We start from the raw sequence: 12,768 nt of genomic DNA, 5'->3' as shown, positions 1-12,768 counted from the left end.
CTACTGGACGGCGCTTTGTCGTTCCCCGACCTCTTTAAACCAAGCGCGCATATGGCTGCAGTCCTCCCGAACACGACCCCCGGAACCCCGATGCCGGGCCTGGCCCGCGCCTTGCTGCAGGCGGGCCGCCTGAGCGCGCAGCAGGCCGATTCGCTGCACAAGAAATCGCTGGCGGACAAGAGTCCTTTCATCGATACGCTGCTGCTGACGGGCACCTTCGACTCGCGTACCCTGGCCGCCTTTTGCGCGGAAACCTTCGGCTACCCGCTGATGGACTTGCAGAGCTTTAATGTCGACGCCCTGCCGGCCAACGCCATCGACGGCAAGCTGATGCAGAGCCAGCGCGTGATCGCCCTGGCCAAGCGCGGCAACAAGATGTCGGTGGCCATTTCCGACCCGACCAATATCCAGGCGCTCGACCAGATCAAGTTCCAGAGCGAAGCGTCGGTCGAGCCGGTGATCGTGCTGCACGACGTGCTGCTGACCTTGCTGGCCAGCCTGGGCCGCAACGCCGAAACCAGTCTCAACGACATGGTGGGCGACCAGGAAGAAATCCAGTTCGGCGAGGACGACGCGCCAGCCCCGGTGGTCGACCAGGGCGCGGCCGACATCGAAGACGCGCCGATCGTCAAGTTCCTCAACAAGATCCTGACCGACGCGATCAACCTGGGCGCGTCCGATATCCACTTCGAACCGTTCGAAAAATTCTACCGCATCCGCCTGCGCGTGGACGGCATGCTCAAGGAGCATGCGCAGCCGCCGATCACCATCCGCGACAAGCTGGTCTCGCGCATCAAGGTGCTCTCCAAGCTCGACATCTCCGAAAAAAGGGTGCCGCAGGATGGCCGCATGCGCCTGATCCTCTCGCCCACCAAGGCCATCGATTTCCGGGTCAGCACCTGCCCCACCCTGTTCGGCGAAAAGACCGTGATGCGGATCCTGGACGCGACCCAGGCCCAGATGGGCATCGACGCGCTCGGCTACGATCCGGACCAGAAGGAATTGCTGATGGAAGCGATCCAGCGTCCGTACGGCATGGTGCTGGTGACCGGCCCGACCGGTTCCGGCAAGACGGTGTCGCTGTACACCTGCCTGAACGTGATCAACAAGCCGGGCATCAATATTTCGACTGCGGAAGACCCGGCCGAGATTAACTTGCCCGGCGTGAACCAGGTCAACATCAACGAACGCTCCGGGCTGACCTTCCCGGTGGCGCTCAAGTCCTTCCTGCGCCAGGATCCGGACATCATCATGGTCGGCGAGATCCGCGACCTGGAAACGGCCGACATCGCCATCAAGGCGGCGCAAACCGGTCACATGGTGTTCTCGACCCTGCACACCAACGATGCGCCGTCGACCCTGACGCGCCTGATGAACATGGGCGTGGCGCCCTTTAACATCGCCTCGTCGGTGATCATGATCACGGCGCAGCGCCTGGCGCGGCGCCTGTGCACCTGCAAGAAACCAGTCGAGACCAGCCGCGAAATCCTGCTCGCGGCCGGCTTCAGGGAGGACGAGCTGGAAGGCGGATGGAAGCCTTACGGTCCGGTCGGCTGCGACCGCTGCCTGGGCGGCGGCTACAAGGGACGGGTCGGTATCTACCAGATCATGCCGATCACCGCGGCGATCGAAAAAATCATTCTGGCGCACGGCAACTCGATGGAAATCGCCGCGCAATCGGAGCTCGAGGGCGTCAAGTCCCTGCGCCGCTCCGGCCTGATGAAAGTAAAGCAAGGCTTGACCAGTCTTGAAGAAGTTCTCGGCTGCACCAACGAATAGGAAAATACAGTATGGCACTCGCACAAACCAAAACCGCCGCCGCCGTCAAGGAGTCGGTCTACGCCTGGGAAGGCAAGGACAAGACCGGCAAGACCGTGCGCGGCGAACTGCGCGCCGGGGGCGAAGCCGTGGTCAACGTGACCTTGCGGCGCCAGGGTGTGATGGTGACCAAGGTAAAGAAAAAGCGCTATCGCAGCGGTAAAAAAATTACCGACAAGGATATTTCCCTGTTCACGCGCCAGCTGGCCACGATGATGAAGGCCGGCGTGCCGCTGCTGCAATCGTTCGACATCGTCGGCAAGGGCCACTCGAATCCATCGATGTCCAAGCTGATCATGGAACTGCGCGGCGACATCGAAACCGGTACCAGCCTGAACAATGCTTTCCGCAAGTATCCGCTCTACTTCGACCCGTTGTTCTGCAACCTGGTCGGCGCCGGCGAACAGGCCGGTATCCTGGAAGACTTGCTTACACGCTTGGCGATCTACAAGGAAAAAACCCTGGCCATCAAGGCCAAGATCAAGTCAGCGCTGATTTATCCGGTGTCGATCCTGGGTATCGCCTTCATCGTCACCGCGGTGATCATGATCTGGGTGGTGCCGGCATTTAAAACGGTGTTCGAAAGCTTCGGCGCCAATTTGCCGACCCCGACCGTCATCGTGATGGATATCTCGGACTTCTTTGTCTCGTACTGGTGGGCGATCTTCGGCTCCATGTTTGCCGGCGGATATTTCTTCTTCCAGGCCTGGCAACGCTCGGCCAAGATGCAGCGCTTCATGGACCTGGCCCTGCTCAAGGCCCCGATCTTCGGCTCGGTGGTCCGCAAGGCGGCGATCGCGCGCTGGACCCGCACCCTGGCCACCATGTTCGCGGCCGGCGTGCCGCTGGTCGAAGCGCTCGACTCGGTCGGCGGCGCGGCCGGCAATGCCCTGTACCTGGAAGCGACCAAGAAAATCCAGAACGAGGTCAGCACCGGTACCAGCCTGACCGTGGCGATGCAGAACGCCAATGTGTTTCCGCCAATGGTGACCCAGATGGTGGCGATTGGCGAAGAATCGGGCGCGCTCGATTCGATGCTGGGCAAAGTGGCCGGCTTCTTCGAAGATGAAGTCGACGAAGCGGTCGCGGCCCTGGCCTCGCTGATGGAGCCGCTGATCATGGTGATTCTGGGCGTGATCATCGGCGGCCTGGTAGTAGCCATGTACCTGCCGATCTTCAAACTGGGCGCGGTGGTGTAATCGCCCGGCCCGCCAAGGGCCGATCCGCTCCCGTCGCCGTAGCCGTTTGCGTTCACAGCAAGCCGCTACGGCGATTTTCTTTGGGAAATGCCGTTGCGCCGCATCAGCCAGCGGCGCAGCGGTGCATCGACGCGCTGGTCGAGCAGCCAGCACAGCGGCAACAGCAGGCCCGCGAAGACCAGCCCGGCCACCGCCATGACCGGTGGCGACGCCGCAGGCAGCAGCAGGCCGAGCGCGCCGTTGACCAGCCGGCCCAGCGGCACATGCAATACATACAGCGGATACGAGATCGCGCCCAGCAGCGCGCAAGCCTGCGCCGCGCGGCCCGACACGCGGCAGCCCATCGCCAGGTAAATCAGCAGGGGAAAGGCCAGGCTCACAGCCGCCAGATCGAACCAGGGCCGCAGCGCGGCCGACGGGCGCGCCAGCAGCACGGCCAGCAAACCCGCCAGCACCAGCGCGCCGCACAGCCAGGCGCGGGCGCCGCGCCGCAGCGGCGCCCGCCTGCCGCTGTTGAAGTAACGCAGCAGCGCCACCCCGGCGAAAAATCCATACCCCACCCGGCACAGGCCGACGGCCATGGTGGCGGGCGAATAGCCGCCGTGCAAGCCCTGCCCGGGCGCCGCCTGCAAGGCCAGCGCCAGCCCCAGCGCCGAGGCCAGCAGGATGGCCGCCAGCAGCGCGCTGTCCAGATAGCGCAGCACGGCCGCATACGCCAGGTTCGCGCCCAGCTCGAAGAACAGCGACCAGGCCGGCGAATTGAGGGGGAACAGGTTCGGCTCCGACACCAGCGGCAGCAGCAGCGCGGCGGCCAGCAGCACCAGCGGCAGGGGCGTCGCGAGCGACGGCGGCCACAGTCCCAGCAGCGCGGCGGCGACCGGAATCAAGCCGAGCAGGCTGCCCAGCAGGTACAGGGGATACAGGCGGATCAGGCGCAGCAGCGCGAAACGGGCCGGCGCCAGGCCGGCGCGCAAGCGCGCCTCGTAGGCGTTGGCTACCACCACGCCGCTGAGCACGAAGAACAGATCGACCGCCAGATAACTCTGCGGAATGGTCCAGCCGCTCCAAAAATAGCCGGTGTGGCGCCACATGACGATCAGCGCGGCGATCCCGCGCAAGCCGTCGAGCAAGTGGAAGTAGTGCTCTTTGGTAATCATAGGGACCTCGAAACGGTACGCGGGCGGCCATCCAGTATCGGCGGGTGCCGCCGGCGGCTCTCCAAATGCGACAAGATCGGCCTTGCGCCCCCTCAGAAGGCCATCGTCCTTCCTTAAAACGGGTGAAACCCCTAAAATAGATTGTTGTACAGAACTGCTTGATCAATTCATAACGTGGAGCATCATGCTACCGGAAACACTCTTGTTCGCCGCCTCCGGCTCCCTGGGCCCGGCCCTCGCCGCCGGCCTGTTCGGCCTGCTGGTCGGCAGCTTCCTGAATGTCGTCATCTACCGCCTCCCCAAGATGATGGAGCGCGACTATAACGATTACCTGGCGGGCGAATACGGCTGCGGCTGCGGCACCCGCAAGGCGCACACCGACACCTTCAACCTGATGGTGCCGCGCTCGGCCTGCCCGCATTGCGGGCACAAGATCGGCGCCCTGGAAAATATCCCTGTGATCAGCTACCTGATGTTGGGCGGCAAGTGCAAAGGCTGCAAGGCGAAGATTTCGCCGCGCTATCCGATCATCGAACTGGTGTCCGGCCTGCTGTCGGCCCTGCTGGTGTGGACCTTCGGCAGCGGCTACGCCGGGCTGGCGACGCTGGTGTTCCTGTACCTGCTGATCGCGATGACCTTCATCGACGCCGACACCCAGCTGCTGCCCGACGAGCTGACCTATCCGCTGCTGTGGATCGGCCTGCTGCTCAATACGCAGGCGATGTTCGTGCCGCTGCAGGACGCCGTCATCGGCGCCGCCGTCGGCTATCTGGCGCTGTGGTCGGTGGCGACCCTGTACGAGAAGCTGCGCGGCCAGGTCGGCATGGGCCATGGCGACTTCAAGCTGCTGGCCGCCCTGGGCGCCTGGATGGGCTGGAGCATGCTGCCGAGCGTAATCCTGATTTCGTCGGCGGTCGGCTCGGTGGTCGGCATTTGCCTGATCGTGTTCGGCGGGCGCGAGCGCAACGTGAAAATTCCCTTCGGCCCTTACCTGGCGGCTGCCGGCCTGATCGTGATGCTGTACGGCAAGCAAATCGCCGGCGTGACCGATGTCGTCATCAAGCACTGGGTTCAATAAGTGGCCAGCGCGGCGCACAGCGGCAAATTCAGCGTCGGCCTGACCGGCGGCATCGGCTGCGGCAAGACGGCCGTCTCGGACCGCTTTGCCGCGCTGGGGGCGAGCATCATCGATACCGATGTCATCGCGCACGCCCTCACCGTCCCCGGCGGCGCCGCCATGGATGCCCTGCTGCAAGAGTTCGGCCCGGCCTTCGTCACTGCCGACGGCGCCCTCGACCGCGTACGCATGCGCGAACTGGTGTTTTCCGACCCGCCCGCCAAGACGCGCCTGGAAGCGATCCTGCATCCGCGCATTCGCGCCGCCACTGCGGCTGCGGCGCGAATGGCCAGCGGCCCGTATCTGGTGTACGTGGTGCCCCTGCTGGTCGAGTCCGGCGGCTGGCGCGAGCGGATCGACCGCGTGCTGGTCATAGATTGCCCAGAAGAAATGCAAATCGCGCGCGTCATGCGCCGCAACGCCATGAGCGAAGACCAGGTGCGCGCCATCATGGCCACCCAGGCCAGCCGCGCCGAACGGCTGGCGGCAGCCGACGATGTGATCAAGAACGATGGCGGCCTGGAGGCCCTGGACCGTCAAATTGCTCTATTGCATGCCCAATATCTGGCATTTTGCGGGAGAATGGCACGATAACCGGTGCGGCGTTTGTAATTTTGCCTCGCTTGGTTCAGAATCACGGGATTCTTCTCCTGCCATGTAAAGGGATGTCATTTTGATCGTCTACGAATACCCTTTCAACGAGCGCATACGCACGTTGTTGCGGCTGGAAGACCTGTATGAGAAATTCAAGTTCTTTGTGCACCAGGAACATGCAATGCAGCATCACGTCGCCCTGGCCACCATTTTCGACATGCTCGAAGTGGCCGGCCGCGCCGATCTCAAGAGCGACCTGCTGCAGGAACTCGAACGCCAGAAGCAAAGCTTGCTGAGCTACCGGTCCAATCCGAACGTGGCGGCCGACATGCTCGACGCCGTCCTGCTCGAAGTCGAAACCGTCAGCGCCGCGCTGGTCGCGGCCCAGGGCAAGACCGGCCAGAACGTGCGCGACAACGAATGGCTGATGAGCATTCGCGGGCGCACCATCATTCCCGGCGGCGCCTGCGAATTCGACCTGCCGTCCTACTACGCCTGGCAAAAACGCCCGGCCGAACAGCGCTTCAACGATATCGTCAACTGGTTCGCCCCGCTGGCGCCCCTGTTCGACGCCCTGGCCCTGGTGCTGCGCCTGCTGCGCGACTCGGGCGGGCCGGTCAAGATGATCGCCATCGCCGGTAGCTACCAGCAAATGCTGCAAGGCAAGGTCTACCAGATGCTGCGCCTGACCATGGACGAGGCGATGGGAGCGATCCCCGAGATTTCCGCCAACAAGTACATGTTGTGGGTGCGTTTCACCACGCAGGGCGGCGATCTGAAACCCAAGCCGCTGGAAGAAGACGTCCCGTTCGAGCTCACGCTCTGTAATTTTTAACCCGTATCCTTCACTCATTGATGTTGCCATGACCGTCGTCAGCTGCCCCACCTGTTCCAAAAAAGTCGAATGGACCGAGGCCAACAAGTTCCGCCCCTTCTGTTCCGAACGCTGCAAACAGATCGACCTGGGCGCCTGGGCCGAAGAGAAATACACCATTCCCGGCGCCGCCCCGTCCGACCCCTTGCTGGACGACGACAACCTGCCGCAATAGCGGCATGGCCCGCTTTTGCCGCAGTGGCGGCAAAAGGGCTTACAATGACTGACCGCCCACCATGTAAAGGATGCAACACCATGTCAACCTCGCGGGCATTCCAATGAGACTCGACCGTTTCATTAACGAGCGCATGGAAGAAATCCTGACGGAGTGGGAGGCATTCGCCCAGACCCTGCTGCCGGCGGCCAGCCAGATGACCGACCTGGCGCTGCGCGACCACGCGCGCCAGATCCTGCAGGCGATCGCGCTCGACATCGAAACCTCGCAAAATGCGCAGCAGCAGATCGCCAAGTCGCAGGGCCTCGCGCCCGACACCGTCGACGGCGAGAGCGCGGCCTCGATCCACGGCGCGCTGCGCCAGGCCAGCAATTTTTCCCTGCTCCAGCTGAGCGCCGAATTCCGCGCCCTGCGCGCCACCGTGCTGCGCCTGTGGCTGCCGCAGGTGCAGCGCATGACGTCCGACGTGGCCGACGAAATGGTGCGCTTTAACGAAGCCATCGACCAGGCCCTGGCCGAATCGGTGGTGACCTATTCGGCGCGCGCCGACCACATGCGCGAACTGTTCCTGGCCATTCTCGGGCACGACCTGCGCGCGCCGCTGTCGAGCATGTCGATGGCGGGCGACCTGCTCAGCCGCAAACAGGTCGACCCGGCCCAGGCCGCCGACATCGGCGCCAGAGTCAAGCGCGGCGCCCGCCTGATGAGCAGCATGGTCGACGACCTGATCGGCTACACCCGCACCCAGCTCGGCGGCGGCATGCCGACCGTGCTGCGCGAGGTCGACCTGGGCGACGTCTGCCGCGCCGCGCTGGCCGACGCCCACGCCACCCATCCGGCCACCCGTTTCGAGATCGAGGCCGACGAGGATATCAAAGGCCAGTACGACGCCGTGCGCCTGCACCAGTTGCTGACCAACCTGATGGTCAACGCCGCCCAGTACGGCACGCGCGGCACCGCCGTGCGCATCGTCGCGCGCGCCCATCCGGACGCGCTGACGGTGGCCGTGACCAATGACGGCCCGGTGATTCCGCCGTCTTCGCTGGAAAGCATTTTCAGTCCGCTGATTCAATTGCCGGGCGAGGGCGAAGCCGAGGCACGCCCGCGCACCAGCCTGGGACTGGGTTTGTTCGTCGCGCGCGAAATCGCGGAGGCGCACGGCGGCACCCTGAAGGTGAGCTCCAGCGAAGAGTGCGGCACCACCTTCACGGCGCACCTGCCGCGCGCGCCGAAGGCGCAGCTGGCCGACGCCTGATCCGCCGGCGGCGTCAATCCCCGTAGCGGCTCATGAACAAACCTTCGGTATCGATCTCGGGCGCGCGTCCCGACACCAGGTCGGCCAGCACCCGCGCCGAACCGCACGACATGGTCCAGCCCAGGGTGCCATGCCCGGTGTTGAGGAACAGCTTGCGGTAGCGGGTCGGCCCGATCAGCGGCGTGCCGTCCGGCGTCATCGGCCGCAGGCCGCACCAGAAGGTGGCCTGCTCCACATCGCCCCCGCCCGGAAACAGCTCGCTCACCGCATGCACCAGGGTGGCGCGGCGCGACGGGTGCAGGCGCAGGTCGTAGCCGGCGATTTCGGCGGTGCCGCCGACCCTTATCCGCTCGCCCAGGCGCGTGATGCCGACCTTGTAGGTTTCTTCCATGATGGTCGACTCGGGCGCGCTGGCCGCATCGATGATCGGCAAGGTGATCGAATAGCCCTTGACCGGATACACCGGGATCTTGATCCCCAAAGGCGCCAGCATCAGCGGCGAATAGCTCCCCAGCGCCATGACGAAGGCATCGGCCCTGAGTTCTCCCAGCGAGGTATCGACCGCCGTGACGGCGTCGCCCTCGTGCAGCAGGCGGCGGATCTCGACCCCGTTACGAAAAACCACGCCGAGGTCTTGCGCCATCCGCGCCAGGGCCTGGGTAAACTTGAAGCAGTCGCCGGTTTCGTCGCCCGGCAGGTGCAGGCCGCCCACGATCTTGCCGCGCACCCGCGCCAGCGCCGGTTCCACCGTTTCGCAGCCGGCGGCATCGAACAGCGCATGCGGCACGCCGTAGCGCTTGAGCACCGCGATGTCGTCCTGCGCTTCATCCAACTGGCGCGGATTGCGGAACACCTGCAAGGTGCCCTTGCTGCGGTGGTCGTAGGCGATGCCGGTTTCCTCGCGCAGCGCGATCAGGCAATCGCGGCTGTATTCGGCCAGGCGCACCATGCGGCTCTTGTTGACGGCGTAGCTGGCCGGATTGCAGTTGCCCAGCATCTGGAACAGCCAGCGCCACATGCGCGGATCGAACGAGGGACGGATTACCAGCGGGCTGTGTTGCATGGCCAGCCAGCGCAAGGCTTTCATGGGGATGCCCGGCGCGGCCCAGGGCGCGGCCATGCCCGACGAGACTTCGCCGGCGTTGGCGAAGCTCGTTTCCAGCGCGGCGCCGCCCTGGCGCTCGACGACGCTCACTTCATGGCCGGCCCTGGCCAGGAAATAGGCCGACGTGGTACCGACCACGCCACTACCGAGGACAATAATTTTCACGGACTTCCTTGCGCTGCGTTGGCTTGCCGGAGCTGAAAAGTTTAGGGGTAGCGCACCTGGTCAAGGCATGCGAGCAGCGGAATGGTGGCCGGCAGCAGCGGCGCGACGCCCACCACGCCCTGCCACGCAAAGGCCTGTCCTTCGAGGCTCTGGGGTTCGCCCCGCCACTCGCGGCTGATAAAGAAGTGCAGGCGCACGTGCGCGTGTTCGTACACGTGCTCGACCCCGCACCATTGGCTCGCGCTCAGGATATGAACGCCAAGCTCCTCGACGAATTCGCGTTTGAGCGCGTCGAGCAGGGCTTCGCCGTTTTCCACTTTCCCACCCGGGAATTCCCAATAGCCCTCGTACGGTTTGCCGGCCGGACGCTGGCCAAGCAGCACGTCGCCATTGGGTTTCATCAAAATGCCGACTGCGACATCGATCGGTTTTTTGCTTGTTGATTCGGTCATTCCGGCAGCCTTCCCGCATAGTCGCGCGCGAACTGCCACGCCACCCGGCCCGAGCGCGAACCGCGCTGCAAGGCCCATTGCAGCGCTTCCGGGCGCGCTGCTTCGATCTGCTGCGCAGTGCAGCCGAAACTGGCCAGCCAGTGCGCCGCGATCTCAAGGTAGTCGTCCTGCTTGAACGGATAGAACGAGAGCCACAGGCCGAAGCGCTCGGACAGCGAAATGCGCTCTTCCACCGTTTCGCCGGGATGCAGGTCGCCATCGTCGCCGTGCTTGTAGCTGGCGTTGTCGCTGGTTTTTTCCGGCAGCAGGTGGCGCCGGTTGGAGGTGGCGTAGATCAGCACATTGTCCGACTGCGCCGCGATCGAGCCGTCGAGCGCTACCTTGAGCGCCTTGTAACCGGCCTCGCCTTCCTCGAACGAGAGGTCGTCGCAAAAGATGATGAAGCGCTCGGGGCGCCCCGCCACCAGGTCGACGATGTCGGGCAGTTCGGCCAGGTCGGCCTTGTCGACTTCGATCAGGCGCAGGCCGTCGGCGGCGAACTGGTTCAGGCACGCCTTGATCAGCGACGACTTGCCGGTCCCGCGCGCGCCGGTCAGCAGCACGTTGTTGGCCGGGCGCCCCTGCACGAACTGGCGCGTGTTGCGCTCGATCTGCTGCTTTTGCGGCCCCACCTTATGCAGGTCCGACAGCGCGATGCTCGCCGCATGCTGCACCGGCTGCAGGTAATTGACATTGCTGCCGGGGCGCTTGCGCCAGCGGAACGCGGTGCCGGAGCGCCAGTCCGGCATGCGCGGATAGGCCGGCGGCAGCACCGCCTCCACCCGCTGCAGCAGGGCTTCGGCGCGGCGCAGGAATTGGTCGAGTGGCGTCGTCAAGGCGCGGCTCAGGAACGGTAGTCGGCGTTGATGGTCACGTACTCGTGCGACAGGTCGCAGGTCCAGACGGTGGCGCTGTGGGCGCCGCGACCCAAACGCACGCGCACCGTGATTTCGCTCTTTTGCATCACGCGCTGGCCGTCGGCTTCCTGGTAGGCCGGATTGCGCCCGCCGCTTTTTGCCACCAGCACGTCGTCGAGGTACAGATCGAGCTTGGTGACATCGAGGTCGTCCACGCCGGCATAGCCGATCGCGCACAGGATGCGGCCTAGGTTCGGGTCGGACGCGAAGAACGCGGTTTTCACCAGCGGCGAGTGGGCGATCGAGTAGGCGATTTTCCGGCATTCTTCCATGTTGCCGCCCTCTTCCACCGTGACGGTGATGAACTTGGTGGCGCCTTCGCCGTCGCGGATGATCATCTGCGCCAGCGAACGGGCGATGTCGGTCACGGCGGTTTTCAGTTCGGCGTATTCGGTCGAATCGGTGTTGGCAATGGCCAGGCTGCCGGTGCCGGTGGCGATCAGCATGAACGAATCGTTGGTCGAGGTGTCGCCGTCGATAGTAATGCAGTTGAACGAATGGTCGGCCGCGTGCTTGACCAGTTCATTCAAGACCTCTTGCGAGACCTTGGCGTCGATCGCCAGGTAGCCGAGCATGGTGGCCATGTTCGGGCGGATCATGCCGGCCCCTTTGCTGATGCCGGTCATGGTCACGCTGTGACCGCAGATGTCGACCGTGCGCGAGGCGGCCTTGGGCTGGGTGTCGGTGGTCATGATCGCCTCGGCGGCGTTGAACCAGTTGTCGGCTTTCAGGTTGCCGATGGCGGCCGGCAGCGCGCCGACGACTTTGTCGACCGGCAGCGGCTCGAGGATCACGCCGGTCGAAAACGGCAGGATCTGGTGCGGCTCGCAGGCGAGCAGCCTGGCCAGCGCGGCGCAGGTGGCGTTGGCGCTGGCAAGACCGGTCTCGCCGGTGCCGGCGTTGGCGTTGCCGGTGTTGACCACCAGCGCGCGGATCGGCGCGCCGCCGGCGGCAACCGCCGCCAGGTTGGCTTTGCTGACCTGCACCGGCGCGGCGCAGAAGCGGTTGGTGGTGAACACGCCGGCCACGGTGGCCGTGTCGGCCAGCTTCATGACCAGGATGTCCTTGCGGTTGGGCTTCTTGATGCCGGCTTCGGCAAAACCGATCTCGATCCCGTTGACGGGCTTCAGGTCGGCGGCGACGGGCAGAGGGGAATTAACGGCCATGGCGGATTCTCTAGCGTGGAAGTGGGAAGACGCTATTGTAACGCTTGAAACGATATGCGGGAGGCAACTGCAACGCTGCCCGCTATCGAGGTGGCTGGCAAGTTATAGTAAGATTGAAATGTTGCCATGCAATCAAGCCACATGCGCCTTCAACCAATCAACGCAAGGGAGCGAACATGGGTTCTTTTTACACCAGCCACACATTGCGCGGTCCGGATCAGGAGGCCGTGCTGGCCCACATGCACGAGCGGCGCGCCTTCGTCTCGCGCCAGGAAGACGGCAATCTCACCGTGCTCGACGAATCGACCGAATGCCAGGACCCGCAGGTGCTCGGGGCGCTGGCGCAAAGCCTGTCGGCCATTTTTGCCTGCCCGGTGCTGGCGGTGCTCAATCACGATGACAATTTCCTGTATCTGGCGCTGTACGAGAACGGCGCGAAGACCGATGAATACAACTCGAATCCGGCGGCGTTTTCGGAAGACGACGAGGACGGATTCGGCGTGCCGCAAGGCGGCGACGCCGCGCGCCTGTGCGCCGCGTTCGGCGCGGCCGATGTGGCGGCGGTCGAGGCGGTGTTGCGCGACGACTCGTTCATGATGGCGGTGGAACGGCACGAACGCCTGGCCGAGGCACTCGGCCTGCCGCCGTTCTCGGTGGGGCTCGGCTACAACTACGCCGAGGCCGACGACGGCGTGCCGGAAAACTGTTATACGCCCAGCGCCGCCGCGGCGTAAT

At 64.5% G+C, this 12,768-nt stretch carries 13 protein-coding genes; 8 read left to right on the top strand and 5 right to left on the bottom strand.

All coding sequences use genetic code 11. From position 1 onward, the window contains the following. The first annotated feature begins 51 nt into the window (after nucleotides 1-51). Nucleotides 52-1,779 (top strand): type IV-A pilus assembly ATPase PilB, encoded by a 1,728-nt coding sequence (gene pilB, locus F1609_RS06625; RefSeq protein WP_167075704.1) that lies wholly within the window; start codon nucleotides 52-54, stop codon nucleotides 1,777-1,779. 11 nt (nucleotides 1,780-1,790) lie between these two features. After that, a complete protein-coding gene (locus F1609_RS06620; RefSeq protein WP_167075703.1) occupies nucleotides 1,791-3,017 on the top strand; it encodes a type II secretion system F family protein in 1,227 nt (408 codons plus the stop codon). A 65-nt stretch (nucleotides 3,018-3,082) separates the two neighbouring features. Here F1609_RS06620 and F1609_RS06615 read toward each other — a convergent pair whose 3' ends face one another. Continuing rightward, the gene (locus F1609_RS06615; protein ID WP_167075702.1) at nucleotides 3,083-4,174 is read right to left on the bottom strand and encodes an acyltransferase family protein; all 1,092 of its coding nucleotides are present in this window, start codon (nucleotides 4,172-4,174) and stop codon (nucleotides 3,083-3,085) included. A 184-nt stretch (nucleotides 4,175-4,358) separates the two neighbouring features. Between F1609_RS06615 and F1609_RS06610 the strand changes: the two genes are divergently transcribed. The 5 genes from F1609_RS06610 (at nucleotide 4,359) to F1609_RS06590 (ending at nucleotide 8,189) form a co-directional block, all read left to right on the top strand. Next, nucleotides 4,359-5,252: a prepilin peptidase gene (locus F1609_RS06610; RefSeq protein ID WP_167075701.1), complete on the top strand. Its 894-nt coding sequence runs from the start codon at nucleotides 4,359-4,361 to the stop codon at nucleotides 5,250-5,252. After that, the gene (gene coaE, locus F1609_RS06605) at nucleotides 5,253-5,885 is read left to right on the top strand and encodes a dephospho-CoA kinase (RefSeq protein ID WP_167075700.1); all 633 of its coding nucleotides are present in this window, start codon (nucleotides 5,253-5,255) and stop codon (nucleotides 5,883-5,885) included. Between the two features lie 79 nt (nucleotides 5,886-5,964). Further along, nucleotides 5,965-6,720 (top strand): cell division protein ZapD, encoded by a 756-nt coding sequence (zapD, locus tag F1609_RS06600; RefSeq protein ID WP_166870635.1) that lies wholly within the window; start codon nucleotides 5,965-5,967, stop codon nucleotides 6,718-6,720. Nucleotides 6,721-6,748: 28 nt separating this feature from the next. Then, nucleotides 6,749-6,934, top strand: a complete 186-nt coding sequence (yacG, locus tag F1609_RS06595; RefSeq protein WP_167075699.1) for a DNA gyrase inhibitor YacG — start codon at nucleotides 6,749-6,751, stop codon at nucleotides 6,932-6,934. Between the two features lie 103 nt (nucleotides 6,935-7,037). Further along, nucleotides 7,038-8,189, top strand: coding sequence for a sensor histidine kinase (locus F1609_RS06590; RefSeq protein ID WP_167075698.1), 1,152 nt, complete (start codon nucleotides 7,038-7,040; stop codon nucleotides 8,187-8,189). Nucleotides 8,190-8,202: 13 nt separating this feature from the next. On the opposite strand, the gene F1609_RS06585 is transcribed toward F1609_RS06590, so the two are convergent. From F1609_RS06585 to argJ, 4 genes are read right to left on the bottom strand one after another with little or no spacing between them, the layout of a single operon-like run. Continuing rightward, a complete protein-coding gene (locus F1609_RS06585; protein ID WP_167075697.1) occupies nucleotides 8,203-9,459 on the bottom strand; it encodes a D-amino acid dehydrogenase in 1,257 nt (418 codons plus the stop codon). A 41-nt stretch (nucleotides 9,460-9,500) separates the two neighbouring features. Further along, the gene (locus F1609_RS06580) at nucleotides 9,501-9,911 is read right to left on the bottom strand and encodes an NUDIX domain-containing protein (protein ID WP_167075696.1); all 411 of its coding nucleotides are present in this window, start codon (nucleotides 9,909-9,911) and stop codon (nucleotides 9,501-9,503) included. Beyond that, nucleotides 9,908-10,786, bottom strand: a complete 879-nt coding sequence (locus tag F1609_RS06575; RefSeq protein ID WP_167075695.1) for an ATP-binding protein — start codon at nucleotides 10,784-10,786, stop codon at nucleotides 9,908-9,910. Before F1609_RS06575 ends, F1609_RS06580 begins: the two co-directional genes overlap by 4 nt. An 8-nt stretch (nucleotides 10,787-10,794) precedes the next feature. After that, nucleotides 10,795-12,033, bottom strand: coding sequence for a bifunctional glutamate N-acetyltransferase/amino-acid acetyltransferase ArgJ (gene argJ / locus F1609_RS06570; protein WP_167075694.1), 1,239 nt, complete (start codon nucleotides 12,031-12,033; stop codon nucleotides 10,795-10,797). Between the two features lie 176 nt (nucleotides 12,034-12,209). Between argJ and F1609_RS06565 the strand changes: the two genes are divergently transcribed. After that, nucleotides 12,210-12,767, top strand: a complete 558-nt coding sequence (locus tag F1609_RS06565; protein ID WP_167075693.1) for a hypothetical protein — start codon at nucleotides 12,210-12,212, stop codon at nucleotides 12,765-12,767. Nucleotide 12,768 lies beyond the last annotated feature (1 nt).

The organism is Massilia aquatica, assembly GCF_011682045.1.
Lineage (GTDB): Bacteria > Pseudomonadota > Gammaproteobacteria > Burkholderiales > Burkholderiaceae_D > Telluria_A > Telluria_A aquatica.
Note: the sequence above shows the minus strand (reverse complement) of the source record. Positions and strands in the feature narration are given on the sequence as shown.